We start from the raw sequence: 24,698 nt of genomic DNA, 5'->3' as shown, positions 1-24,698 counted from the left end.
CGCAGGTGCAAAAATCGTCGCCGCATTGGCGCAGCGACGCCGCAGGGTCAAGGCTCTGGGCGGCGGCACGCATCGCGGAAGAGCACGACTTTGTAAGGTCTCCAAAACTTTTTGTAAGGTGTTATTGACATAGTCAGCGAATCGCGACATATAGTCACGCATACCTGACACACAGACAGGTAAACGTGACTTGCTCGAACCGATCCCCCTACCCATCCCCGACCCGATCAAAGGAGAATAGACATGATGACCCGCACCCTGATCCTCGCTCTCTCGCTCACCGCCGCCGCCGTGCCTGCGACCGCCCAAACCGAAAGTGCGACGGCTGTCGTCCGCATCGACAACCTCGACCTGACGCGTCCGGCCGATCGCGAACGGCTCGATGCCCGACTGAAGAGTGCGGCCCGCGCGGTTTGCTATTCGGGCCTTCGCGGAACGGCGGAAACCGGCCGCACTGCGGTCTGCGTGTCCGCTGCCCTCGCGCAGGCCGAGCCGCAGGCAAAGCGCGCGATTGTTCAGGCGCAGGGCGGCACCCAGCTCGCGCTGCTGATGGTCAAGACGGGCCGGTAACGCGCGGCGTGACCGTTCGACGCTTTCGACCCGGCCGATACTTCCCGTTGACGGCCGACGACTTGGGCTGGAGCGCCCTCGCCCACGATGGCGCTCCAGTCTCTTGCCCGCCGAATGGCCCCGGTCGCTCTCCCGCCACTCATAAACCGCAACGATCCGGACAAAATATTCCCCTTCCCCGACATTTTGATGCTCTATGGGAAGCGACGGTCTTTCGGATGGAAATGCTGGCGAGGCGCCAATGAACAATAAATTGAAAGTGCTGCGCGCGATGCGGAACTGGAGCCAGGCCGAACTGGCCGACCGGCTCGATGTTTCGCGGCAGGCGGTGAACGCGATCGAAACGGGAAAGTATGACCCGTCGCTGCCGCTCGCCTTCAAGCTTGCGCGGCTGTTCGAGATGCCGATCGAGGAAATCTTCGACGACGGCCATGAAGGAAGCGACGATGCCTGAAGCCTCTACTACACCCCCCCGCCGGCGCCTTTCTCCGCGCCAGCGCCGCTACCGCTTCGCGCTCGGCTTTGCCGCCGTCATTGGCGGAATCGTCGGCGGCTGGATGGTCGCCGACCAGCCCGCCGGCCGCAACGGCCTGGACATGGCGTTCAGCGGTTCGCTCAGCACCGGATTCGCGATCGGCGCGTCGCTCTTCTGGGTGCTCGGCCTCGCGATCTCGATGACCATCTATCACCGCGCGATCGACGACCATGAGGAGCGCGCATGGCTGTGGGCGGGCCTCGCCGGCTGGTACGCTTTCATCGTTCCGGCGCCGGTCTGGTGGGTGCTGCACCGCGCCGACCTGGCGCCGCCCGCCGATGCGATGCTGCTGTTCCTGTTTTCGATGGCGGTGAACGCCGTCGTCTGGCTCTGGCTGAAATATCGCTGACTTTCCTACTCCCCTTCCCCTCCGACCCCGGCCATAAGGCCCACAACGAAAGGTGTTTTTCGATGAAGACCTGGTTCAAGACGCTGGTGACCAGCTGCGCGGTTATTCCCTTCGCTGCCTGCGCGCTGACTCCCGGCAATGTTTCCTTTGCCAAGGAGCCCGCTGCGGCAACTGCTACGGTGCAGGCGATCAAGCCTGCGATGTGGGCCGTGAAGGATGCCGACACGACCATCTATCTGCTCGGCACGGTTCATGTGCTGAAGCCCGGCCTCAGCTGGTTCGATGGCGCGGTTCGTCAGGCGTTCGACAAGTCGGACGAGCTGGTACTCGAACTCGTACTCCCCGAAGATCAGGCCGAAATGACGAAGACCACCTTTTCGCTGGCCGTAGACGCGAGCGGCAAGACGCTGCCGCAAAAGCTTGATCCCGAGGCACTGAAGGCCTTTCAGGCGGCGCTCACCGGGCTTGGCCTGCCCGCCAATGCTTTCGACGCGTTCAAACCCTGGTTTGCCGGCATCACGCTGTCGGTGCTGCCGCTCACCAAGCTGGGCTACAACCCCGAAGAAGGCGTCGAAAAGCAGCTCACCGCCGCGGCGAAAGCCACGACCAAGCCCATATCAGGCTTTGAAACGCTCGAGGAACAGCTCGGCTTTTTCGACAAGCTGCCCGAAGATCAGCAGGTCGCTTTCCTCAATTCGACGGTGAAGGACATCGACAAGCTTGGCCCGACGCTCGACAGCCTCGTCCTGCTGTGGGGCAAGGGCGATCCCAAGAAGCTGGCGGCGTTGATGAACGAAAGCATGGATGCGACGCCCGAACTCACCAAGACCCTGCTGTGGGATCGCAACGCCCGCTGGGCAGACCAGATCAAGACGCGGATGGACAAGCCGGGAACGGTCTTCGTCGCGGTGGGCGCAGGCCATCTTGCCGGCAAGCATAGCGTGCAGGATTATCTGAAGGCGCGCGGACTCAAGGCGAAGCGCGTCCAGTGATGCGCGGCAGCGCCCTGCTCCGCGGTCACGGGGGTCGTCGCTTTGCGGCGGCCCTTTTGCCGTTGCTGCTGGCCGCGTGCGGCGCAAAGGCCGAGGTGGAGGCGCGGCCCGCGATGTGGCTGGTCGAGGATGCCGACACGCACATCTATATGCTGGGAACGATGCACGCGCTTCCCGCCGGCACCGACTGGAACCGCGGCAAGATTGCCGAGGTCGCCAAATCGGCCGACGAACTGATGCTCGAACTGTCGCCGCAGCAGCTTGCCCAGGCGGGCATGGTGTTCCAGTCGCTCGCGCCGCGCGACAAGCCGCTCGCGATGGATGCGCGATTGCCTGCGAAGGCGCTTGCCAACTACCGCAAGCTCGAAGCCGGTACCGATTTCGGCGGCGACAAGCTCGACGATTGGGCCGTGCTCGTGCTGATGGGCCAGCGCGTCGCCGAACAGGCCGAACTCTCTTCCGCAGCGGGTGTCGAATCGGGCCTGACGGCGTCGTTTCGGGCCGCCGGCAAACCCATTGCGGGGCTAGAAAGTGCGAAGGCGCAGCTGACGTTGTTCGAGACGCTCGATCCCGCGACGCAGCGAACCTTGCTCGTGCAGGCGGCGGAAAATGCCGACAACGCCCTGAAGGATGTCAGCGCGATGGCGGCCGCCTGGACGCGCGGCGACACGCAGGCGCTCGCCAAGGTCGTAAACGAGGATGTCGACGCGGCCCCCGCGGCGCGCAAGGCGATCATCACCGATCGCAACCGGCGCTGGAGCGGCTGGGTCAAGACGCGGCTGGAACGGCCAGGCACGGTGCTGATGGCCGTCGGCGCGGGACATCTTGTCGGCACCGACAGCGTCCCTGCGATGCTTTCGGCCGACGGCTATCGGGTCACGCGCGTGCAATAAGCGCGCCCGCGCTTGCATTTCGAGGCCTTCCCCGCTATGCGCCCCCGCTTCCGGCCATGGTCATCCCTGGAGGCGTGGCGGAACTGTGTAATCTGTTTCGGAGAAAAATGATGAGCGACCAGCTGGTGCTGTCGGCCGAGACGCGTGATCGCGGAGGCAAGGGAGCCTCGCGTGAACTGCGTCGTAATGGCCGCGTCCCCGCCGTTGTGTATGGCGGCAAAGAAGAACCCCTGATGATCCACGTCGAAGAAAAGCTGCTGATGAAGCAGTTGATGACGGGTCACTTCATGAACTCGATCGTGATGATCGATGTCGATGGCAAACAGGTGCGTACCCTGCCGAAGGACGTCGCTTTCCACCCGGTCAAGGATCGTCCGATCCACGCCGACTTCCTGCGCATCAGCAAGGATGCCAAGGTCAACGTCGCGGTCCCCGTGGTCTTCATCAACGAAGAAGCCTCGCCGGGCCTGAAGCGCGGCGGCGTGCTCAACATCGTTCGCCACGAACTCGAGCTGATTTGCGATTCGGACAAGATGCCCGATGACATCCAGATCGACGTCACCGGCTATGATGTCGGCGATTCGATCCACATCAGCAACGTGACCCTGCCCAAGGGTAGCGAAAGCGCGATCACCGACCGCGACTTCACCATCGCGACGATCGTTGCTCCGTCGGCGATGAAGTCGAACGCCGGCGACACCACCGTCGATGGCTCCGAAGCAGCCGAAGGCGGCGACGACGCCTAATCTCGTTCGGACGGCCCCCTCTCTTCGGCGAGGGGGCCTCCCACGACAGGCCCCGAGAAAGGCAGCATGATGCAGCTCTGGGTCGGCCTCGGTAATCCCGGGCCCCAATATGCGATGCACCGTCACAATGTCGGCTTCATGGCCGCCGACGTCATCGCCGACGTGCATGATTTCCCTGCCCCGGCGAAGAAATTCCAGGGCTGGGTTCAGGAAGGTCGCATCGGCGACCAGCGCATCCTGTTGCTGAAACCCGGCACCTTCATGAACGAAAGCGGCCGCAGCGTGCGCGCTGCGCTCGATTTCTACAAATTGACGCCGCAGGATGTCACGGCTTTCTATGACGAGCTCGACATCGCACCGATGAAGGTGAAGGTCAAACAGGGCGGCGGCGCGGCGGGTCACAACGGCATTCGCAGCATGATCCAGCATATCGGCGACGATTTCCGCCGCGTGCGCATCGGCATCGGCCATCCCGGCCACAAGGACCGCGTCACCGGCCACGTCCTGGGGAATTATCACAAGAGCGAAGTCGAACCGCTGACCGACCTGCTAGGCGCGATCGCCGCCGAGGCGAAATGGCTCGCCGACGGTGACGATGTGCGCTTTCAAAGCGATCTTGCGCTCCGCCTGAACGGGTGAAGCGCGCCCTCCGCCCGACCGTCAGTTAGCGGATCGGGGCGGCGGCGGCGGTGATCCGTCGACGGTCGCCGACATCAGGATCACGCACATCGTGCGGTGGATGCGATGCGCGCCGCAGGCAACGCCGACATAGCGTTGATCGGTCCGCAACAGCCCGAAACGATGACCGCGGCCCGGGACGCCGTCATCGATCAGCAGCTGGTGGATCACCCCCGCGGGTGTCTGATGGCCATAGGTGATCGCTTCGTTGACATAGGGGCCGCCGCCGCGTGCTGTCATCCGATCCCCCGGCCCGCCGCGATTGTCATAATGCCCGACCGCGCCCGACCGCGATTGCGCCGCGACATGATCGGCGGCAGCGCGCTGAAGCCGGTCGCTCCAGATCAGCGTGGTCAGCGGCGCCTCGCGGCGAAGGACGCGGATCGCTTCGTCGACCGCAGCCACGCCCTCGCGCGTCATGACATCGATCTCGTCGCCCTCTGCGGCGATCAGCAGCTTGCCGTCGAAGCGCGATCGATAGCCGCGCAGCTCGTCGGCATAGTCCGCCGGATCTTCGCGGAAATAATTGAGTTCGTCGAAGACCCCGGCCTCGAAGCTCGACGGTTCGGCGACGGATGGCGTTGTCGCCAACGCCGCGAAAAGGATCACAGCCGATGCGACCCGGCGGTTCGATTGCGGAACGATGCGTCTCATGCGCTGCCACTAGCTGGCGCAAGCTGAACATCGGTGAATTTTCTGCTCCCTTTCGCTCGGTTCGGCGCATATTCACGCCGTTGCGGCGCGGTGGGGCAGTGCTCGCCGTGTGGATCGATCGCGCGGGAGCCTGAAGCAATACTGGCGTCCGCCGCGACTTGGCGCTAGGGGCGCTGCACCACCGGCCCTCCTTCATGCTTGCGCCGGGCCTCACGGAGTTTTTATGGGTTTCAAATGCGGGATCGTCGGCCTGCCCAACGTCGGCAAGTCCACCCTGTTCAACGCGCTGACCGAAACGGCGGCGGCACAGGCGGCGAATTATCCTTTCTGCACGATCGAGCCGAATATCGGCAACGTCGCGGTGCCCGACGCGCGGCTCGAAAAGCTCGCCGGAATCGCAAACAGCAAAAAGATCATCGCGACCCAGCTCGCCTTCGTCGACATCGCCGGCCTGGTGCGCGGCGCGTCGAAGGGCGAAGGGCTGGGCAACCAGTTCCTCGGCAACATCCGCGAAGTCGATGCGATCGTCCATGTACTGCGCTGTTTCGAGGATGACGACATCCAGCATGTCGAAAATCGCGTCGATCCCGTCGCCGACGCCGAGACCGTCGAAACCGAACTGCTGCTGTCCGACCTGGAAAGCCTCGAGAAGCGCGTCCCCGCCTTCGTCAAAAAGGCCGCTCAGGGCGACAAGGAAGCCAAGATCGCCGCATCGGTGCTCGGCCAGGCGCTCGAACTGCTGCGCGAAGGCAAGCCAGCGCGGCTGACCGACCCCAAGGACGACGAGGAAGCCCGCGTCCTGCGCACCGCACAACTGCTGACGTCCAAGCCCGTCCTCTATGTCTGCAACGTCGATGAAGGCAGCGCCGCGAACGGCAACGCCTTCTCCGCACAGGTCTTCGCGAAGGCCGCTGCCGAAGGCGCGCAGGCCGTCGTCGTGTCGGCCGCGATCGAGAGCGAGCTGGTGACGATGGACATGGCCGACCGGATGGAATTCCTGTCCGAAATGGGCCTGAGCGAAACCGGCCTCGCGCGTGTCATCCGCGCGGGGTACGAGCTGCTCCACCTCATCACTTTCTTCACCGTCGGCCCGCAGGAAGCGCGCGCCTGGACCGTCTACACCGGCGCGACCGCGCCCGAAGCCGCGGGCGAGATCCACAGCGATTTCCAGAAAGGCTTCATCCGCGCCGAGACGATCGCCTATGACGATTATGTCGCGCTGGGCGGCGAAGCGCGCGCGCGCGAAGCGGGCAAGCTGCGCGCCGAGGGCAAGGCCTATGTCGTGCACGACGGCGACGTGATGCACTTCCTGCACAGCTGAGGTTTGTGCTAAGGCTGGGTTCGATGCTGCGCCATTTGCTCCTGATGCTGTTTCTGATCGGCTTGTCACTGCCCGCGGTGGCCGCACCGGTTCAGGCCGACACGACGACGCCCGCTGCCAGCTGTCACGACGCGATACCGGTGGGCACCCCGCACCATCAACCCGATGGCGACCAAGGCAAGGCATCGGGCCATTTCTGTATCGGCTGCGTCGCCAGCCCTGCCGTCAATCTGCTCACATCGCCGCCGCCACTCGCGGCGGTCGCGCCGCACATTCGCCCGATGACCGCGCTCGCCGGCGCCGATATCCTGCCGAGCATTCCGCCACCGCGACCCTGAAAAGCCGGAATTCCCCGTTCTAGCTTTTGTCAGGATATCATGATGTTGAAGCCATTTCTTTTGGCGGGCGCTGCGGCGTTCGCCTTTACTCCCCTGTCCGCCATTGCGCAGGATCATGGCGAGCACGACCCTCACGCCGGCCATCGGATGCCCGAAACACCCGCGCCCGATCAACCGAAACACGATGGGGAGACCTGCGCCCCCGCGACCTGCCCCAGCGACGACATGACCGTTATCAAGGATCCCAGGCGGCAGGTGCCGGACGATATGCGGATCGACGCGACCCCCATCGAAATCCGCAAGGATCAAAGCGGACGAAGCCCGGCAGAAGGCTCTGGCACCGCACGCCTGCCCGCGAACGAAGGCGGCCACACCGGCCTTCATATCGATGCGGGCGATGACTGGATGGTGATGGCGCACGGCTTTGCCTGGGGCGTCTATTCGGACCAGTCGGGGCCGCGCGGCGACGACAAGACCTATATCCAGTCGATGCTGATGCTCTCGGGCGAGACCGACACCGGCTGGGGCCGCATCCAGCTCAAGTCGATGATGAGCCTCGAGCCGCTGATGTCGAACCGCGGCTATCCGAACCTGTTTGCGACCGGCGAAACGGCCAACGGCGAGCCGCTCGTCGACCGCCAGCATCCGCACGATCTGTTCATGGAACTGGCGGGTCGTATCGACGTCGATATTGGCGACAATGGCGAACGGTTGTTCGTCTATGGCGGCCCGGTCGGCGAGCCTGCGATCGGCCCGAGCGCCTTCATGCACCGCGGCAGTGCGCGCTATAATCCCGAGGCGCCGATCACACATCACTGGTTCGATTCGACGCACATCACCTATGGTGTCGCGACGCTCGGCTTCCAGAATCGCCAGGTCCAGCTCGAAGGCTCGCTGTTCACCGGGCGCGAGCCCGACGAGAAGCGCTGGAACATCGAAAAGCCGCGTTTCGACAGCTGGTCGCTGCGCGGAACCTGGACGCCCTCGCCCGCCTGGGCTTTGCAGGTCAGCCACGCACGGCTCAAGGAACCCGAGGCGCAGCATGCGGGCGAGAATGAGCATCGCACGACCGCCAGCGTCCAATATGCCACTGGCAGCGGCCTGTCGGCGACCGCGGCATTCAGCGCCAAGAACCGTGATCCCGGCGACACGCTGACCGCGTGGCTTGCCGAAGTGAATTGGGATATCGACGACCACCACACGATCTTCGGGCGGGTAGAGAATGTGAAGAATGACGAACTGTTCACCGACCATGACGATCCGCTGCACGATACGCCGTTCCGCGTGACCAAGGTCCAGGCGGGCTATGCCTATCGGGTCCCACTCGTCGGCCCGCTGAACCTGGCATTGGGCGGCACCGTCGCCGCGTTCGACAAGCCGCGGCAGCTCGACGCAGCCTATGGCAGGAACCCGATCGGCGCGACGGTCTTCGCGCGGCTCAGCATCGGCCGGTAGTAAGACATAGTCCTCTCTCGTCACCCCGGACTTGCTCCGGGGTCCATCAGGCCAGGCGGCACGATGGATGCCGGATCGCATCCGGCATGACGAAGCAGGATTGACCAGCTTCAGTCCCGATCGTCCCCCCGGTTGATCATCGATCTGTCTCAAACTTGGGGCAGCCTGACAAGCGGCAAAAGGACCGAAGCGGCGGATGGGCATGCGCGCGCGGCTGGGCTATGCCGCTCGCGCTGAGTCGTACCTTTCGCCCTTCGGAGCCGCCATGCTGAACCGCCGCCATTTCCTTGCCACCGCAACGCTCGCCGGGCTTTCGGCGCCCGCAATCCTGCGCGCGGAAGCCGGCTTCTTTCGTGATTTTCCGTTCAGCCTGGGCGTCGCGGCCGGCGATCCTGCGAGCGACGGTTTCGTCATCTGGACGCGGCTCGCGCCCGACCCGCTCGCGCCCCACGGCGGCATGCCGCTGGTCAATGTGCCCGTCGAATGGGAAGTGTCGCCCGACAGCGGCTTTCGCGAAATCGTCGCCAAGGGCACCGAACTCGCGCGGCCCGAGCTGGGCCATAGCGTCCATGTCGAGGTTGCCGGGCTGCAATCCGCCCGTCCCTATTATTACCGCTTTACCGCCGGCGGCGAACGCAGCCTCCGCGGCCGTGCAAAGACGTTGCCGGCAGTGGGCGCCAACGTCGATGCGCTGAAGTTCGGCGTCTGCGGCTGCCAGCATTATGAGTCGGGGTTTTACGGCGCCTATCGCCATCTCGCCCGTGAAGACCTTGCGTTCGTCTATCACTATGGCGACTTCATCTATGAATATCAGCAGGACTATCTCTTCCCCGACGGCCTGCCCGTCCGGCCGGTCCGCAAATATGCGCTGCGCGGATTGCAGGACCTCGGCGACTTCCGAACCGCCTATTCGCAGACGCTGTTCGACATCGACATGCAGGCGGCGCGCTCGTCGCACGCCTTCGTTTCCAGCTTCGACGATCACGAGATCCGCAACGACTGGGTCTCTGTCCATGACGACTGGAAGATGGACCTCGACGGCAACGATCCGGACGCGCCGCCGCCCGAGGTCTTCATGCTGCGCCGGCAGGCGGCGTTCCAGGCTTGGTATGAGCATATGCCGGTACGCAAGGCGCTGCTCCCGCGTGGCGGGTTCATCGCCGCAAACCGCGAGCTTCGCTACGGCAATCTGATGGCGATGCAGGTGCTCGACACCCGCCAATATCGCAGCAACCAGGCATGCGGCGACGGTTTCAAGCCGACTTGTCCCGAGGTGTTCGCCAAGGATGCACAGGTCCTCGGCAAGGCGCAAGAGGACTGGCTTGCGAAGAATCTCGGCGAAGGCGGCGCAACGTGGAACGGGATCGCGCAGCAGGTGACGATGATGTCGCTCGACCGCCGCCGCCGCGAGGACGAGCCGAAGAAGATCGTGAACCTCGACAGCTGGCCAGGCTATGAAGCGCCACGCGAACGCATCCTCTCGCGCTTCGCCGGGCTCAAGAATTCGGTCGTGCTGACCGGCGACGAGCATCAGAATTTCTGCGGCGACCTGGTGCTCCGGGACAAGATCGTCGGCGCCGAGTTCGTCGGCACATCGATCTCCAGCGGCGGCGACGGCAGCGACCTGCGCAAAGGCACCGACGTGTTCCTGAAGCTCAACCCCGAACTCAAGTTCGCCAACGACCAGCGCGGCTATCTGGTGTGCGAGGTCAATCGCGAGGCATGGCAGACGCATTTCATGGTCGTCGACAAGGTGACGACGCCGACCAACACGCTGTCGAAGCGCGCGACCGGCGTGGTCGAGAATGGCGTGGCCGGGATCAAGATGGCCTGACGCTGTCGTGGACGCGTCACATATCGGCCATAGCGGAGCGCAGATGAAACGCTTTCTTTCGCCGTTGCTCCTGCTGTTCGCTGCGACAACCGCCGCGCATGCGGAGGACGCCCGCAAACCCGTCACCATCCTGATTTCGATCGACGGCTTTCGCGCGGACTATCTGGATCGCGGGATCACGCCCCATCTGTCGAAACTTGCGGCCGACGGCGCCCATGGCGCGCTGCGTCCGTCTTTTCCGACGAAGACCTTCCCGAACCATTATGCGATCGTCACCGGAAAGCGCCCCGACACGAACGGCATCACCGGCAACAGCATGATCGACCCGCGGCGCCCCGACGTGAAGTTCAGCCTGGGGGACGCAAAGCAATCGCTCGATTCCTTCTGGTGGGACGAGGCCGAACCAGCCTGGGTCACCGCGAACAAGGCGGGTGTCCGCACCGCGACGATGTTCTGGCCGGGCAGCGAAGTCGCGATCCACGATGTGCGCCCGCCCGACTGGCTGCGCTATGACGAGCATGTCGGCTATGCGCAGCGCGTCAACACGGTGCTCGACTGGATGCGTCGTCCCGCCGATATCCGGCCGGCCTTCGTCACCCTCTATTTCGAAGCGGTCGATGATGCAGGCCATGGATTCGGCCCCGACAGCGCCGAGGTCAATGCTGCAATTTCGGATGTCGATGCGCGCATCGGCGATCTGGTCGCGCAGCTCGCGGCGATGGCCCAGCCCGTGCAACTGGTCGTCGTTGCCGACCATGGCATGCGCGCGATCGACGAGAGCCGCACCATCCAGCTCGCCGACATCATTGACCTGCCCAGCATCGTCGCGGTCGAGACCGGCCCCTATGCCGCGATCGAGCCTGCGGCGGGCACCGACAATCGCGTCTATGAGGCGCTGTTGAAACCGCACGATCATATGGCGTGCAACCGGCGCGAGACGCTGCCCGAACGGCTGCATTATGGCCACAACCCGCGCGTTGCCGCGATCATCTGTATCGCCGAGCCTGGCTGGTCGATCATCGCGGGCAAGCCAAACTGGCCAGTCAGGGGCGGCGCGCACGGCTATGACAATCAGGACCCGCAGATGCTCGCGCTGTTCGTCGCGAACGGTACCGGGCTTTCGGGCAACATCGGTATCGTTGACAATATCGAAGTCTATCCGCTGCTGATGCGGCTGATCGGTGTCGCACCGCTGCCGAGCGATGCCAGCGGGTCTCTCGTCAAGCGGCTCGCGCATTAGGCGACTTGCCTTCCCCCCGTTGCCCGCGCCATAGGCGAGCCATGCTCTATTATGAAGATATCGAAGTCGGCGTGGTTCGCCGGTTCGGCAACAAACAGGTCGTTCGCGAAGAAGTGCTCGACTTCGCCAGCAAATACGACCCCCAGCCCTTCCATCTCGACGACGACGCGGCGGCCGCAACCTATTTCGGCCGCCTATCGGCCAGCGGCTGGCATACCGGCGCGATGGCGATGCGGATGATGGTCGATAATATGGCGGGTGCGGAACAGGCCGGCCTCGGCTCACCCGGCGTCGATGAACTGCGCTGGCTCAAACCGGTTCATCCGGGCGACACGCTTCGCTGCGAAAGCGAGGTCCTCGACAAACGTCGATCCCAAAGCCGCCGGGAAATGGGCCTATTCAAATCAAAGCTGACCGTCTTCAATCAAAATGACGAGCCGGTGATGACGATGCGGTCGACCGGCCTCATTCGGGTCCGCGACGAAGCGGGCACCGACTGATCAGCGCATTACGGCCATTGCGCGAATCTTGTCCGAAGGCGCGTTGACGATCTGGAGCAGATAGCGGCCCGGCGTCACGTCGAATTCGACCATCTTGCGGATGCCCGAACAGGCCGGGCCATGCCCGTGCGTCGCCGATTTCACCACCGCGCCCTCATGGACAAGGTCAATCCACGCGCCGCCATCGAGCGCGACGACGAGGCGGCCCGCCTTCTTGACATCGATCGGCACCATGCCGCCGAACTTGAAGACGTCGGGCTCGCGCTCGGGCGCGATCCAATAGCGAAGGCTCTCGGTCTTGTGCAGCGACAACTCGGTCCGCGCCGCGCCGAGCGCTGGCCAGCCGATGTCACGCGGCTCGCCATAGCCATAGATGGTCTTGCTGGACACATTGCGCGACCAGTCGGCAAGTTCGGGCGGCAGAACGGGCTTTGCCGGACAGACCTCGGCCGTCTTGGCCGGCGCTGCAGCGATCGTCGGCGCTGCCATCAAGGCCGCAATCGACAGCGCGGCGGCAATGTGAAACCTCATCCTATTTCCTTCCGAACAATTTCTCGACATCGTCCATCGCAAGCTTCACCCAGGTCGGGCGGCCATGGTTGCACTGCCCCGAATGCGGCGTCACTTCCATCTGGCGGAGCAGCGCGTTCATTTCCGGAACGCTCAACGTCCGCCCCGCACGCACCGAACCATGGCAAGCCATCGTCGCTGCGACAAGCTCCAGCTTTTCGTTCAGGCCGAGCGCCGCATCATAGCCTGCCAGATCGTCGGCGATGTCGGTGACGAGCTTGCGGCAGTCGATCGCGCCGAGCATCGCAGGAGTCGCGCGCACCATCACTGCGGCGGGGCCGAAGCGTTCGAGTTCGACACCCAGCGCTGCGAGCTGTGCCGCCGCGGCTTCGAGCCGGTCGCATGCTGGCTCGTCGAGCTCGACAACCTCGGGAAGCAGCAGGCCTTGTGAGGGCACGCGCTGGCCGCCCATGCCGCGGCGCAATTGTTCGAGCACCAGTCGTTCGTGCGCGGCGTGCTGATCGACGATGACCAGCCCGTCCTCGGCCTCCGCCACGATATAGGTCTTCGCGATCTGGCCGCGCGCGATGCCCAGCGGATGTTCCTCGGCCTGTGGCGGCAGTGCTTCGGCAACCTCGGCCCGCCCTGCAAGCGGCGCCGCCGACGCAAAGGGCACGAGCCGGTCATAGACGCGCGCAACATCATCGGCCGCTGGCGCAATGTCGGTGCCGAACAGATGCACCGCAGGCTCGGTGCGGCGGCCGAACAGAAATCCGGTCGCGGGCTCGGGCGCGACCGGCTCCTGCTGCCACGCCGCGAGCGCGGCTTCGGCCGGGCGCTGGACGCTGCGAAAGCCATGCTCGTCGAGCGCCCGGCGGAGACCGCCGACGATCATGCCGCGCACCAGCTGCGGATCGCGGAACCGCACTTCGGTCTTTGCCGGGTGGACGTTCACATCGACCTCGCTCGTCGGCACGTCGAGGAACAAGGCGACGACCGGATGGCGATCGCGCGCGAGCAGGTCGGCGTAGGCGCCGCGCAGCGCGCCGACGAGCAGCCGATCCTTCACCGGACGGCCATTGACGAACAGATATTGATGGTCGGCGATACCGCGATTGTAAGTCGGCAGGCTGATCACGCCGCCGAGATGCACGTCGCCGCGATCGACATCGACACCGATGCTGTTGGCGACGAGTTCGCGCTGGGTCAGCGCCGCGACGCGCGCGATCTGGTCCTGCCCGCCCTGGACGTCGAGCACGCGGCGGCCGTCATGCTCGACCGTGAAGCCGACGTCGGGCCGCGCCATCGCGAGGCGCTTCACGACATCGAGGCAAGCGGCATATTCGCTGCGTCCGCTGCGCAGAAATTTGCGCCGCGCCGGCACCCGCGCGAACAGATCTTCGACCACGACGCGGGTACCTTTCGCCAGCGCCGCGGGCCCTTCCGCCACGACGGCGCCGTTGTCGACGACACGCTTCCATCCGTCGCCGCCCGCCACCCGGCTTTCCAGCGTCAACCGCGCGACGCTGGCGATCGAGGGCAAGGCTTCGCCCCGAAATCCCAGAGTCGTGACATCTTCGATCGCATCGTCGGGCAGTTTCGAGGTCGCATGGCGTTCGAGCGCGAGCGCCATGTCGGACGCCGTCATTCCGCAGCCGTCATCCTCGACTTCGAGCCGCGAAATTCCGCCCTCGGCGATTCGCACCGAAATGCGAGTCGCACCGGCGTCGATGGCGTTTTCAACCAGTTCCTTGAGCGCTGCGGCGGGTCTTTCGACCACTTCACCGGCTGCGATCCGATTTACTAGCTTTTCGGGCAGGCGACGTATTGACATGGGGCCTCTCCTAGCGCAGTCGAACCCAAATCGCGACCCACCCGCACAGCCTGATCTTCCTGTCCAGCCAGCCGACCTCGGCAGAGCCGGAATCTCCCCCAGATTTGGTCCTGTTGTCGGCACGGGAACGAACAATTTTGACGACGGTGGTGCGGCCCGTTCGAAGGCCGCGCTGTCGATGACAGGAAGCAGTATCGATGTCCTTCTTTTCCCGCTGGTTTAAATTCAATTCCCAAGACATGGCAATCGACCTCGGCACCGCGAACACGGTGGTCTATGTGCGCGGCAAGGGCATCGTCCTGAACGAACCCTCGGTCGTCGCGGTCGAGACGATCAACGGCATCAAGCGGGTGAAGGCCGTCGGCGACGACGCGAAGCTGATGATGGGCAAGACCCCCGACAGCATCGAAGCCATCCGTCCGCTGCGCGACGGCGTCATCGCCGACATCGACGTCGCCGAACAGATGATCAAGCACTTCATCACCAAGGTGCACGGCGGCAAGCCCAACGCGTTCCGCAGCCCCGAAATCGTGATCTGCGTCCCATCGGGCTCGACCAGCGTCGAACGCCGCGCGATCCGCGACGCCGCATCGAACGCCGGCGCGAGCGAAGTGTGGCTGATCGAGGAGCCGATGGCCGCGGCGATCGGCGCCGATATGCCCGTTACCGAGCCGATCGGTTCGATGGTCGTCGATATCGGCGGCGGCACCACCGAAGTCGCCGTGCTGAGCTTGCGCGGCCTCGCCTACACCACGTCGGTTCGCGCCGGCGGGGACAAGATGGACGAAGCGATCGTCTCCTATGTCCGCCGCCACCACAATCTGCTGATCGGCGAATCGACCGCCGAGCGGATCAAGAAGGATTTCGGCATCGCGCGCGTTCCCGCCGATGGCGTCGGCCTGACAATCCACATCAAGGGCCGCGACCTGGTGAACGGCGTGCCCAAGGAAATCTCGATCAACCAGGCGCAGATCGCCGAAGCCCTGTCCGAACCGATCGGCACGATCGTCGAGGGCGTGCGCATCGCGCTCGAAAACACCGCCCCTGAACTCGCGGCCGACATCGTCGACCAGGGGATCGTGCTCACCGGTGGCGGCGCGCTGATCGCCGAACTCGACGAATTGCTGCGCGACGCGACCGGCCTGCCCGTCACCGTCGCCGAGGATCCGCTGACCTGCGTCGCGATCGGCACCGGCCGCGCGATGGAGGATCCGGCCTTCCGCGGCGTGCTGCAGCAAGCCTGATCGGCAAAGCTGACCAATGGTTCGCCCGGCACATAGACGTCCGGGGCAATCCCGAAAGGCTCAGTACAGCCTGTTCGTAGCCTATGTCATCGCGGTGACTGGGGCCGTGGCAGGCTTGTTACTGGCGGTGCTTTCGGTCGTCGACCCCGTGGGGTTCGCCCAGCTGCGCCTCGCCAGCCATGAGGTGACGGCGCCGATCGCGCGCGTCAGTCGCTCGGCGATCGGCTCGATCTCGGGCATCGACGATGCGGTGTCGGCCTATGTCGGCGCAGGGTCGCAGAACCGCCGGCTGCGCAAGGAACTTGCGGAAACGCGGCGCCAGCTCGTCGCGACCAGCTCGCTGCAGGAAGAAAATCGTCAGCTCAAGACGCTGCTCAAGCTGCAGGAAACCGACAAGACCGCGATTGCAAACGGCTATCTCCTGACCTCGACCTCGACGAGCAGCAAGCGCATCGCGCTGCTCAGCATCGGGCGCAACCTCGGCGTCGCGTCGGGGCAGCCGGTTCGCGGCGCCGACGGTCTGATCGGGCGCATCCTCGGGTCGGGTCCTTCGGTGTCGCAGGTGCTGTTGATCACCGACATCGACAATATCGTGCCCGTCAGACGCGCGCGCGATGGCCTCCCCGCGCTTGCCTATGGCCGCGGCAACGGCGATCTCGACATCCGCACGCTCAACATTGCGAACAACCCTTTCAAGCCCGGCGACATCCTCGTCACTTCGGGCACCGGCGGCCTTTATCCGCCGAATATCCCGGTCGCGATCGTCATCCGCCGCCAGGACGACGGCGCGCTCGCCCGCCCGCTTGCCGATCCGGCGAAGGTCGATGCGGTGTCGGTGCTGCGACCCTACACACCCGAAAATGCCGAAGCGCAGCTCGCGCCGCCGCCCGACGCGGTTCCGGAAGTTCCCAAAGCGCCATGAACCAGAAAGGGCCGCGCCTCGGCGAACCGGCATCGCTGTGGCGGATGCGCCTCGTGCCAATCGTCACCGTCATGTTCGCATCGGCGCTGCCGCTGATGCTGCCGCTGGTGGCGAGTTCGCCGGTACTGCCGCCGCTCGGGCTGCTCTTTTTCCTCAGCTGGCAATTGCTGCGGACCGAAATGTGGCCGGTGTGGATCGGCCTGCCGCTGGGCCTGTGGGACGATCTGTTCAGTGGCGCGCCGATCGGCACCGCGATCTTCCTCTGGACCGCCGCAAGCATCGCGATCGCCTATATCTCGCAGCGCATTTACTGGCGCGGTTTCTTCCACGACTGGGCGATCGGCGGGCTGCTCGTTGCCATCGTCCAGGCGGCCGCCGCGCTGCTGACGCATCCGCACGCCGCGACCGGTCGCGTTCTGGGGCTCGTGGCGCCGCAAATTATCGTCTCGCTTCTTCTCGTCCCGCTCTTTCTTCGCCTCACCGGGAAGTTTGACAATTTCCGCCTGAAACGCCGATAAAACCCCCTTCATGTTTGGCAAAAAGAGTCCCCCGATCACCGAAGCCTGGCGCGGCTTCACTTTCACCCGCCGTGCGCTCGTCGTCGGCGGTGCCCAGGCCGCGCTCGGCGTCGCGCTCGGCGTGCGCATGGCCTATATTTCGGTGGTCGACAATGAACGCTATGTGCTTGAATCAGAAAGCAATCGCGTCAATCTGACGCTCGTACCGCCGCGCCGCGGCTGGATCGTCGACCGCCACGGCAAGGCGCTCGCCAACAACCGCGTGTCGCTGCGCGTCGACATCATTCCCGACCGGCTGCACAACAAGGATATGGTGCTCGGGCAGCTCCGGACCCTGCTCCGCCTCGACAACGACGCGATGGAGCGCATTCGGCGCGACCTCAACGCGGCCTCGGGCTTTCAGCCGGTCGCGGTCGCCGAAGATATGACCGAGCAGGAATATAGTTCGATCCTCGTCCACCTGCCCGAACTACCCGGCATCGCGCCGCAGCGGGGTTTTGCGCGCAATTATCCGACGGGCGCCGCAGTCGGCCATCTGATCGGCTATGTCGGCGCGCCGACCGCAGAGGAGTATGAGAAGGTCAAGGACCCGCTGTACATCACGCCGGGGTACAAGACGGGCAAGGACGGGCTCGAGAAATATTTCCAGGAAATGTTGCGCGGCAAACCCGGCGCGAAGCGTGTCGAAGTCACCGCGCGCGGCAAGGTCGTGCGCGAGCTCAGCACCCAGGCCGATACGCAGGGCAAGACCGTCCACCTGACGATCGATGCCGACCTGCAGGAATATGTCGCGCGGCGCATGGGCCCCGAATCCGGCGCGGCGGTCATCATTGACACGCTCAACGGCGATATTCTCTCCTTCGTGTCGATGCCGAGTTTCGACCCGAACAGCTTTTCCGACGGGATCAGCAATTCGGAATATAGCTGGCTGCGCGCCGACGACCATCAGCCGTTGATCAACAAGGCAACGCGCGGGCTGTATCCGCCGGGTTCGACGCTGAAGCCGATGGCAGCGATCGCCGCGATCGAACATGGCATCGACCCCAGCGAACGCCATACCTGCATCGGCGGCTATCGCCTCGGCAACCGCTTCTTCCGCTGCCTCGGCACCCACGGCAGCGTCGACATGCCGACCGCGATCATGAAAAGCTGCAACAGCTATTTCTATTGGGTCGCGCACCGGCTGGGCTATGACGCGATCGCCCCGACGGCGAAGCTGCTGGGACTGGGCGAGGAATTCCAGCTCGCGGGAAGCAACCAGCGGTTCGGCACCATTCCCGACAGCGCGTGGAAGATGCGCAAATATGACCAGCCATGGTCGGCGTCGGACTCGCTGAACGCCGTCATCGGCCAGGGCTATGTCAGCGTGAATCCGCTCCAGCTCGCCGTCATGGCTTCGCGCATCGCGTCGGGGCGCAATCTCTACCCGCGCCTCGTCAACCGTCATTTCAAGAACGATCCCCTTCCCTTTTCCGCCGAGGCGCTCGCGACCGCCCGTCAGGGCATGAACCTCGTCGTCAACGGGCCGGGCGGGACCGCCGGGCGCAGCCGCCTGCCGCTCGACGGTATCGCGATGGCGGGGAAGACCGGCACTGCGCAGGTGCGCGGGCTCAACACCGGCAACGGCAAGGGCGGGACATGGAAGTTTCGCGACCACGGGCTGTTCGTCTGCTTCGCGCCGGTCGACAATCCGCGCTATGCCGCCTCGATCATCATCGAGCACGGCCTGGGGGGGTCGCGCGCCGCGGCACCGGTCGCCAAGGACATCTTCACCTTCATCTATGACCGCGAGAAAGGCATGGAGGCGCTCGAAACCTTCGAGGCTGGCTGGGGCGGCACGATCAAGGAACGCATGGACCGCAGCTACGCCGCCTGGAAGGCCGGTATTGCGGCCCCGGATCCGGGGCTCGCGCAATGATCCCGGTTCCACCCGCCATCCAGCGCTTCCCGTGGAAGCTCATGGCGCTGCTGAGCGCGATCTGCGGCTTTGGCCTGCTCGTGCTCTACTCGGCGGCGGGCGGCAGCTGGTCGCCCTGGGCTTGGCAACAGGGCGTGCGCTTCCTCGTCTTTCTGGGCGCCGCGCTCGTCGTCGGGCGCTTCCCGCTCCGGATTTTCGAGGATTTCGCCTATCTTGGCTATCTTGGCGTCCTGTTCCTGCTGATCGCGGTCGAACTGCTCGGCTTTGTCGGCGGCGGCAGCCAGCGCTGGCTCAACCTCGGTTTCATGAATCTTCAGCCGTCGGAGCTGATGAAGGTCGCGATCGTGATCGCGCTCGCACGCTTTTACACCCAGCTTCCGCCCGGCAACACACGCACCTTCACCGCGCTGTGGCCCGCGCTCGCGGCGATCGGCACCCCCGCCGCGCTCGTCATGCTTCAGCCCGACCTCGGCACGGCGCTGGCGATCTGCGTCGGCGGCGTGGTCGTGATGTTCGTCGCAGGCCTGCCCTTCTGGTGGTTCGGCAGCGCCGCCGCCGCCGGCGCGGCCGCGCTTCCCGTCCTGTTCTCGATGCTCCATGATTATCAGCAAAAGCGCGTGCTGATCTTCCTCGACCCCGAAAGTGATCCGCTCGGCGCCGGCTATCATATCAGCCAGTCGAAGATCGCGATCGGATCGGGCGGAATCGGTGGCAAAGGCTTCCTCAACGGGTCGCAGAGCCACCTCGACTATCTTCCCGAAGGCCACACCGACTTCATCTTTGCGACGATGGCCGAGGAATGGGGCCTGATCGGTGGGCTCGGCCTGCTCTTCGCCTTCTTCCTGCTGCTCCGCTGGTCCACCCGCGTCGCGATCAGAGCGCGGACGCGCTTCGGCCAGCTGACCGCCGCCGGCCTCACCATGACGATCTTTTTCTACATCGCGATCAACCTGTCGATGGTGATGGGCATGGCGCCCGTCGTCGGCATTCCGCTGCCGCTCTTCTCCTATGGCGGGTCGTCGATGCTGACGATCATGACGTGCGTCGGCATCATATTGGCGATCGAAAACGACAGCAAAACGGGCAGCCGGCGCTTTCATTCGTAAAAATTTTCATTTGATCATTGCCAAGGCCGAAACACCATGATAGCGGCCCGCTCTCTTCGCGAGACAGGCGCTTTTGCCCGCTTCGCCAAGACTGCCGAAATGGCACGTGGACGCATAGCTCAGTTGGTAGAGCAGCTGACTCTTAATCAGCGGGTCCTAGGTTCGAGCCCTAGTGCGTCCACCATTTTCTTCCTTTATATTCAGATAGTTACGCCGCTTAGGCCACCAGACGAAGCTCGTTTTCGCTGAGCTTTGTAGGTGATTTTGTGTCGTAACCTCCCTCGGCGCGGCGGACCCGCTCCCGATCGAGATCGGGCTCGAATCCCAGCTGGTCGGCATAGGGCTGCAAATGTTCGGTCGACATGTGCGCATAGCGCCGCACCATCGCCTCCGATTTCCAGCCGCCGAGTTCCTGAAGCACCCAGGTGGCAACACCCGCCTGCCGCAGCCAGCTTGCCCAGGTATGGCGAAGATCATGCCAGCGGAAATTCCTGATCCCCGCGCGCACGAGCGCCTTTCGCCATGCCCGTGTGTTCGCCGAACGGAGCGGCTCGCCCCGATAGGTGAACACGGCCGTCTTGTGCTTGCCCTGCTGCCGTTCGAGGACAGCCACCGCGATATCGTTGAGCGCCACGCCCAGGGCGTCCGCGTTCTTCGTATCGCCATGATCGACAATCGCCGAGCGCCGCTCCAGGAAGATGCGGTCCCAGGTCATGCCGAGAACATTCCCCTGGCGCAGACCAGTGGACAGGGCAAACAGGACCACGTCGCGCTGATGCTCGGGCAGTTCGAGGAGAAGCGTTCTAGCCTGCTCGTGGGTAATCCATCGAACCCTGACCGTCTTGTTCTTCTCATAGGTCTTGAACGCCGGGATCTGATCGATCCATTCCCACTCCCGCATCGCGATCCGGAAAATGCCGCGAATGATCGCAACATAAAGATCCCTGGTGCGATCCGTGGCGTGGATATGTTTCGTAATCAGTCCGTCGACGAGACTGCGGTCGATCTGATCGAGGGTCTTCCCCCGCAAATAACCGGTGAACCAACGGATCCGCTGCACATCGCCCCGCAAGGACTTTTTGTGCTCCTTCTCCTTCAGCCACCGCAGCGCCGCTTCGTCCCATGTCCGCTTCGGCTTCTGCTTCAGTCTGCTCAAGTCCCACAGCTGAGCCTTCAGCTTGTCGTGGTATTCCTTCGCTTTCGTCCGGTCGGTTGTGCCAGTCGATTGTCTAATTCGGCTTCCGTCCGGGCTTGTGATGTCGACATAGTATGTTTCTGCACGTTTCCAGAGTGCCATAGGCTTACCTCCTTGGTTGAGGCACCTGGCTGCATTCGTGCGTGCGCAGGATAGTGCTCCCGAATCCACGCGACAAGATCGCTTTCGAGAAACCTCCAGAACCGACCAATTTTCGCAGCCGGGATCAGCCCGGCCTTCGCGTACGTCCGAATGGTATTGGGATGAACATCGAGCAGCGCCGCCGCCTGGTCGACGTCGAGAACGCGCTGCGGAAGACACGCCTCTTCGAGTGCGGGTGAACCAGGCCCCGGCACCTCGATATCGGCGGCCGCCAGCACCGTCAGCCTCTTCGACGTTGTTTGCCAAACTCGCGATCGCTCGCGATGAACCGCTCGATCATCGGCGGAATGAGACGCTCCGGGGGCAGAGCCGATTCCAGACCGGTCAGCTTTGCATGGACCCGGCCATAATCCTGCAGTTCGCGCATCAAGGCTCCCGGAAGCTCGAGCGTCAGCTTGACCGGCTTTTCTTCGGCAATCGGGCCAAGGCGAAGCTTCGTCATATCGCCCCTCCCCGGCTCTGGTCTTCGAGGATGAGGTCGCGGGTGACGATGATGCGAAACGCAAAGCCCGGGCGAATGGTCAGCGTCGGCGGGACCGAAAGCTCGCGCTCGACCACGCGCCGACCAGCCTCGTTCGTGCTGTCCTGCAGACCAGAACGCAGCGCGCGGACAAGATCATCTTCTCCACCTGCGGCGAGCTCGGTCCCGACGCCCAGCAGCGAAGATATCAACGCCGCGCGCAGCATCCGTCCCCAATGATTGTTCACGCCGTCCTCCAGCCCTGCCATGCCGGCGGCGTCGGCGCCCGGCTGACGATCGAGGAGGATCGATCTTCCACCGGGAAGGATGAGCCGGTCCCAGGCAAGCAGAACCCGACGCTGGCCTGCCGCGACCTCGCTGTCATACTCGCCGATCAGTCTGGCGCCCTGCGGGATCAGGAGAATGCGCCCCGTGGGGCTGTCGTAGACATTCTGAGTCACTTGCGCGGTGATCTGTCCCGGAAGGTCCGAGCGGATGCCGGTGATGAGTGCTGCCGGGATGATCGTCCCTGCCTGGACGATGTGCGCAGAACCCGGTGCCACGACCCGTTCGGCGCTTTCGATCGCGCTGCGTCTGCCTCCGGCGAGAAACGCCTTCCGTGCGCCCGTGGCGCCGCCGGTCTCCTTACCGCTGTCGGCCGGCGCCGCCAGCGCGTCGACGATCGCGGCGCCCGGCGCTCCGCCCGTACCTCCGCCAAGGAAAAGGCGGCTGCCTTCTGCTGCTTCTCGCTCCTGCACGGCGCGTTGCTGCGCCTGTTCCCTGGCGGTTTGACGCGGATCGGGCGGCGGCGGACCCATCGCCGGTACTGGGACCGCCTCGCCTGCGCGCTGGGCCGATACGATCGGTCGCCCGAGATCGCCCGGCAACGGCGGGCCGAGCTTCGGAACCGCGCCATAGTCGGCGGGTGCGCCGGTCACATTTTCGGACCGGCTCGGCGCCGACACCTCGTAAAGCTCACGCGCGGCTTTCGGATCGACGGGCCTCAATGCCCAGAGCAATGCGCCGCCAATCGCAATCCCCGCCCCGCCGCCGAGGACGGCAAGCGTCTTGCGCGACAGACGCATGACGCGGGGCATCTCGCCCTCGAGCCGGAAACCATCGGGACTTGCGGGAGCGACGTCGCCGGGCATTGCCGCCGCGTCGACGTCGACGGGAAGCTCCCCACCGATATCCTCGCGCCGGCTCACGGGCGCACCCGCCCGGCAGGAACATCGCGCGCGATGCGGACGGTCTTCGCAGCCTTCCCCGCACCGAGCCGGAGCTCACCCTTTTCGAACAGGCGATCGACGATCATGTAGCGACCGTCGACCCGGTAGTTCAGCAGCGCTGCAGCGCCCGTCGGGCCGACGGCAAAGAGCGGCGGCATCTCGCCGGAGGCCACCGACGGTGCGAACTCGACGAACAGCTGGCGGCCATCGTCGAATGCCCTGACCGGTCGCCACGCCACCTTGTCGCCGCTGATCCGGTACGCGAAGTTCAGCGACGGAAGGTCGATCCCTGCCGCGACAGGTGCAGATCGTACACGCTCTGCCTCCGCCTTGCGCAGCGCGATCAGTTCATCGACCGGATAGGTCCAGCTGACCGCGGCCATATAGGTCGAAGGGGTCGCGCGCAGCTCGATGTGATAGGTTCGCCGCGTCGTGTTGATAATCAGGTTCGTCATGATGTCGGGCCGCGTGGGCTTCACGAGGATATGCACGCGCCGCTGATCACCTTCCCCGCTCAGCGTGTCGCCAATGATCCACCGCACCGTATCGCCGGCGGCCACCGGGCCGGACCCGACCAGTTCCTCGCCCTCTTGAAGGACGATGTCGGTCACTTGCCCCGGTGCCGCATAGACCTGGAACAGCGCGCCCTCAGCCCAGGCATATTGCTGGATGGCATTGCGAAAGGTCGTCGGCTCGGGCTGGACGCGGGCCGCGTCATTGGCGCGGCCCACCTGCATTCGCGGGTCGGCGGGCGCGGCGTGAACCGGCAGCACCGCACAGGCGGCGGCAGCGAAAAGCAAGACGCGGAAGGTCATTGGCTAAGCTCCTTCGAAAGATTGATGGCCGTCACGAACAGGCCGAGCGGGTTTTTGCGGAGAGCGTCGGGCGTGCGCGGCGGCTGGATTGTGACCGTCACGATCGCCGACCACCGAGAGGTCTCGATGAGGCCGCCGTCCTGATAACGGCGCTCGGTCCAAGCAATGCGGAAGCTGTCCTTCGACGCCCGGATCACGCTCGAAACATCGACCGCGACCTGCTGCTTGCCGACCTCTGCGAAGGGATCGTTGTTGCGCGCATAGTCATTGAGCGCCTGCGCGCCCGAAGTCGCGGCAAAGTCGTAAGCGCTGAGCCAGTTCGCGCGCAGCACGACGGGATCGGCGGGGATCGAGCGGATATGCTCGATGAAGCGGGCGAGGTGGAACGCGACCTGCGGGTCCGTCGGCGAATAGTCCGCGTCCGCCGGCGCGACCGCCCTCGCCTCGCCGAGCTTGTCCACCTCGACCACCCAGGGCGTGATCGTGCCGCGCAGCGACTGCCAGACGAGCGCCGAGGCCAGCCCACCCGAGAGCGCGAGGCAGCCGAAGAAGGCAAGGCGCCAGTTCTTTGCCTGGACCCGCGCCGAGCCGATGCGGTCGTCCCAGATCTGCGCTGCGCGCTGATAGGGGGTCACCGGCTCGGGCGACTTGCCATAATGTTGGTGCGGTCGTCTGAACAT

26 protein-coding genes, 1 tRNA gene and 1 pseudogene are annotated in these 24,698 nt (G+C 64.6%); 19 read left to right on the top strand and 9 right to left on the bottom strand.

What is annotated here, in order from left to right:
- Positions 1 to 243: 243 nt before the first annotated feature.
- The 7 genes from ACO055_RS01700 (at position 244) to pth (ending at position 4,724) form a co-directional block, all read left to right on the top strand.
- A complete protein-coding gene (locus ACO055_RS01700; protein WP_422060883.1) occupies positions 244 to 570 on the top strand; it encodes a UrcA family protein in 327 nt (108 codons plus the stop codon).
- A 241-nt stretch (positions 571 to 811) separates the two neighbouring features.
- Entirely contained in the window at positions 812 to 1,024 is a 213-nt protein-coding gene (locus ACO055_RS01695) for a helix-turn-helix transcriptional regulator (protein ID WP_422060882.1), read from the top strand.
- Positions 1,017 to 1,454, top strand: a complete 438-nt coding sequence (locus tag ACO055_RS01690) for a hypothetical protein (protein ID WP_422060881.1) — start codon at positions 1,017 to 1,019, stop codon at positions 1,452 to 1,454. Before ACO055_RS01695 ends, ACO055_RS01690 begins: the two co-directional genes overlap by 8 nt.
- A 62-nt stretch (positions 1,455 to 1,516) precedes the next feature.
- The gene (locus ACO055_RS01685; RefSeq protein WP_422060880.1) at positions 1,517 to 2,446 is read left to right on the top strand and encodes a TraB/GumN family protein; all 930 of its coding nucleotides are present in this window, start codon (positions 1,517 to 1,519) and stop codon (positions 2,444 to 2,446) included.
- A 56-nt stretch (positions 2,447 to 2,502) separates the two neighbouring features.
- Entirely contained in the window at positions 2,503 to 3,339 is an 837-nt protein-coding gene (locus ACO055_RS01680) for a TraB/GumN family protein (protein WP_422060879.1), read from the top strand.
- 110 nt (positions 3,340 to 3,449) lie between these two features.
- Positions 3,450 to 4,085 carry a 50S ribosomal protein L25/general stress protein Ctc gene (locus ACO055_RS01675; RefSeq protein ID WP_422060878.1) on the top strand — a complete coding sequence of 212 codons (636 nt, stop codon included), beginning with the start codon at positions 3,450 to 3,452 and terminating at the stop codon, positions 4,083 to 4,085.
- A gap of 69 nt (positions 4,086 to 4,154) precedes the next feature.
- The gene (gene pth, locus ACO055_RS01670; RefSeq protein WP_422062393.1) at positions 4,155 to 4,724 is read left to right on the top strand and encodes an aminoacyl-tRNA hydrolase; all 570 of its coding nucleotides are present in this window, start codon (positions 4,155 to 4,157) and stop codon (positions 4,722 to 4,724) included.
- 21 nt (positions 4,725 to 4,745) lie between these two features.
- On the opposite strand, the gene ACO055_RS01665 is transcribed toward pth, so the two are convergent.
- A complete protein-coding gene (locus tag ACO055_RS01665) occupies positions 4,746 to 5,417 on the bottom strand; it encodes a CAP domain-containing protein (RefSeq protein ID WP_422060877.1) in 672 nt (223 codons plus the stop codon).
- 223 nt (positions 5,418 to 5,640) lie between these two features.
- Here ACO055_RS01665 and ychF point away from each other — a divergent pair, with 223 nt between their 5' ends.
- The 6 genes from ychF (at position 5,641) to ACO055_RS01635 (ending at position 12,105) form a co-directional block, all read left to right on the top strand.
- Positions 5,641 to 6,738 carry a redox-regulated ATPase YchF gene (gene ychF / locus ACO055_RS01660; protein WP_422060876.1) on the top strand — a complete coding sequence of 366 codons (1,098 nt, stop codon included), beginning with the start codon at positions 5,641 to 5,643 and terminating at the stop codon, positions 6,736 to 6,738.
- Between the two features lie 23 nt (positions 6,739 to 6,761).
- Positions 6,762 to 7,076, top strand: a complete 315-nt coding sequence (locus ACO055_RS01655) for a hypothetical protein (RefSeq protein ID WP_422060875.1) — start codon at positions 6,762 to 6,764, stop codon at positions 7,074 to 7,076.
- A 42-nt stretch (positions 7,077 to 7,118) separates the two neighbouring features.
- A complete protein-coding gene (locus ACO055_RS01650; RefSeq protein WP_422060874.1) occupies positions 7,119 to 8,531 on the top strand; it encodes a hypothetical protein in 1,413 nt (470 codons plus the stop codon).
- Between the two features lie 265 nt (positions 8,532 to 8,796).
- Complete coding sequence (locus ACO055_RS01645; protein WP_422060873.1) at positions 8,797 to 10,365, top strand: alkaline phosphatase D family protein; 1,569 nt, start codon at positions 8,797 to 8,799, stop codon at positions 10,363 to 10,365.
- A gap of 43 nt (positions 10,366 to 10,408) precedes the next feature.
- Positions 10,409 to 11,605: an alkaline phosphatase family protein gene (locus ACO055_RS01640; RefSeq protein ID WP_422060872.1), complete on the top strand. Its 1,197-nt coding sequence runs from the start codon at positions 10,409 to 10,411 to the stop codon at positions 11,603 to 11,605.
- 41 nt (positions 11,606 to 11,646) lie between these two features.
- Complete coding sequence (locus ACO055_RS01635) at positions 11,647 to 12,105, top strand: MaoC family dehydratase (protein ID WP_422060871.1); 459 nt, start codon at positions 11,647 to 11,649, stop codon at positions 12,103 to 12,105.
- Here the strand turns inward: ACO055_RS01635 and ACO055_RS01630 are convergent, their stop codons facing one another.
- Both ACO055_RS01630 and mutL read right to left on the bottom strand, forming a co-directional pair.
- On the bottom strand, positions 12,106 to 12,636 hold the full coding sequence (locus ACO055_RS01630) for a homogentisate 1,2-dioxygenase (RefSeq protein WP_422060870.1): 531 nt from the start codon (positions 12,634 to 12,636) through the stop codon (positions 12,106 to 12,108). It lies immediately after the preceding gene.
- A gap of 1 nt (position 12,637) precedes the next feature.
- Positions 12,638 to 14,449 (bottom strand): DNA mismatch repair endonuclease MutL, encoded by a 1,812-nt coding sequence (gene mutL / locus ACO055_RS01625; RefSeq protein ID WP_422060869.1) that lies wholly within the window; start codon positions 14,447 to 14,449, stop codon positions 12,638 to 12,640.
- Positions 14,450 to 14,646: 197 nt separating this feature from the next.
- On the opposite strand from mutL, the gene ACO055_RS01620 reads away from it, so the two are divergent.
- The 6 genes from ACO055_RS01620 (at position 14,647) to ACO055_RS01595 (ending at position 20,341) form a co-directional block, all read left to right on the top strand.
- Positions 14,647 to 15,693, top strand: coding sequence for a rod shape-determining protein (locus tag ACO055_RS01620; protein WP_422060868.1), 1,047 nt, complete (start codon positions 14,647 to 14,649; stop codon positions 15,691 to 15,693).
- A gap of 16 nt (positions 15,694 to 15,709) precedes the next feature.
- Positions 15,710 to 16,615, top strand: coding sequence for a rod shape-determining protein MreC (mreC, locus tag ACO055_RS01615; RefSeq protein ID WP_422060867.1), 906 nt, complete (start codon positions 15,710 to 15,712; stop codon positions 16,613 to 16,615).
- Complete coding sequence (mreD, locus tag ACO055_RS01610) at positions 16,612 to 17,133, top strand: rod shape-determining protein MreD (RefSeq protein WP_422060866.1); 522 nt, start codon at positions 16,612 to 16,614, stop codon at positions 17,131 to 17,133. Before mreC ends, mreD begins: the two co-directional genes overlap by 4 nt.
- A 10-nt stretch (positions 17,134 to 17,143) precedes the next feature.
- Entirely contained in the window at positions 17,144 to 19,051 is a 1,908-nt protein-coding gene (gene mrdA / locus ACO055_RS01605) for a penicillin-binding protein 2 (RefSeq protein ID WP_422060865.1), read from the top strand.
- Positions 19,048 to 20,157 carry a rod shape-determining protein RodA gene (rodA, locus tag ACO055_RS01600; protein ID WP_422060864.1) on the top strand — a complete coding sequence of 370 codons (1,110 nt, stop codon included), beginning with the start codon at positions 19,048 to 19,050 and terminating at the stop codon, positions 20,155 to 20,157. Before mrdA ends, rodA begins: the two co-directional genes overlap by 4 nt.
- 108 nt (positions 20,158 to 20,265) lie before the next feature.
- Positions 20,266 to 20,341, top strand: a tRNA-Lys gene (locus ACO055_RS01595).
- Positions 20,342 to 20,374: 33 nt separating this feature from the next.
- Here ACO055_RS01595 and ACO055_RS01590 read toward each other — a convergent pair.
- The 6 genes and pseudogenes from ACO055_RS01590 to trbF form a co-directional block, all read right to left on the bottom strand.
- Complete coding sequence (locus ACO055_RS01590; protein WP_422060863.1) at positions 20,375 to 21,454, bottom strand: tyrosine-type recombinase/integrase; 1,080 nt, start codon at positions 21,452 to 21,454, stop codon at positions 20,375 to 20,377.
- Positions 21,455 to 21,567: 113 nt separating this feature from the next.
- Positions 21,568 to 21,708 (bottom strand): annotated as a pseudogene (locus tag ACO055_RS01585) (helix-turn-helix domain-containing protein); the annotation flags it as partial.
- Positions 21,709 to 21,734: 26 nt separating this feature from the next.
- Positions 21,735 to 21,956 (bottom strand): DUF2274 domain-containing protein, encoded by a 222-nt coding sequence (locus ACO055_RS01580; protein WP_422060862.1) that lies wholly within the window; start codon positions 21,954 to 21,956, stop codon positions 21,735 to 21,737.
- Positions 21,953 to 23,125 carry a TrbI/VirB10 family protein gene (locus tag ACO055_RS01575; RefSeq protein ID WP_422062391.1) on the bottom strand — a complete coding sequence of 391 codons (1,173 nt, stop codon included), beginning with the start codon at positions 23,123 to 23,125 and terminating at the stop codon, positions 21,953 to 21,955. The genes ACO055_RS01580 and ACO055_RS01575 overlap by 4 nt, the downstream gene beginning before the upstream one ends.
- A 53-nt stretch (positions 23,126 to 23,178) precedes the next feature.
- Positions 23,179 to 24,018: a P-type conjugative transfer protein TrbG gene (trbG, locus tag ACO055_RS01570; protein ID WP_422060861.1), complete on the bottom strand. Its 840-nt coding sequence runs from the start codon at positions 24,016 to 24,018 to the stop codon at positions 23,179 to 23,181.
- The gene (gene trbF, locus ACO055_RS01565) at positions 24,015 to 24,698 is read right to left on the bottom strand and encodes a conjugal transfer protein TrbF (protein WP_422060860.1); all 684 of its coding nucleotides are present in this window, start codon (positions 24,696 to 24,698) and stop codon (positions 24,015 to 24,017) included. Before trbF ends, trbG begins: the two co-directional genes overlap by 4 nt.

It is taken from the genome of Sphingopyxis sp., assembly GCF_965227415.1.
GTDB lineage: Bacteria > Pseudomonadota > Alphaproteobacteria > Sphingomonadales > Sphingomonadaceae > Sphingopyxis.
The sequence above is the reverse complement of the archived record's forward strand: the minus strand, read 5'-3'. Positions and strand labels throughout refer to the sequence as shown.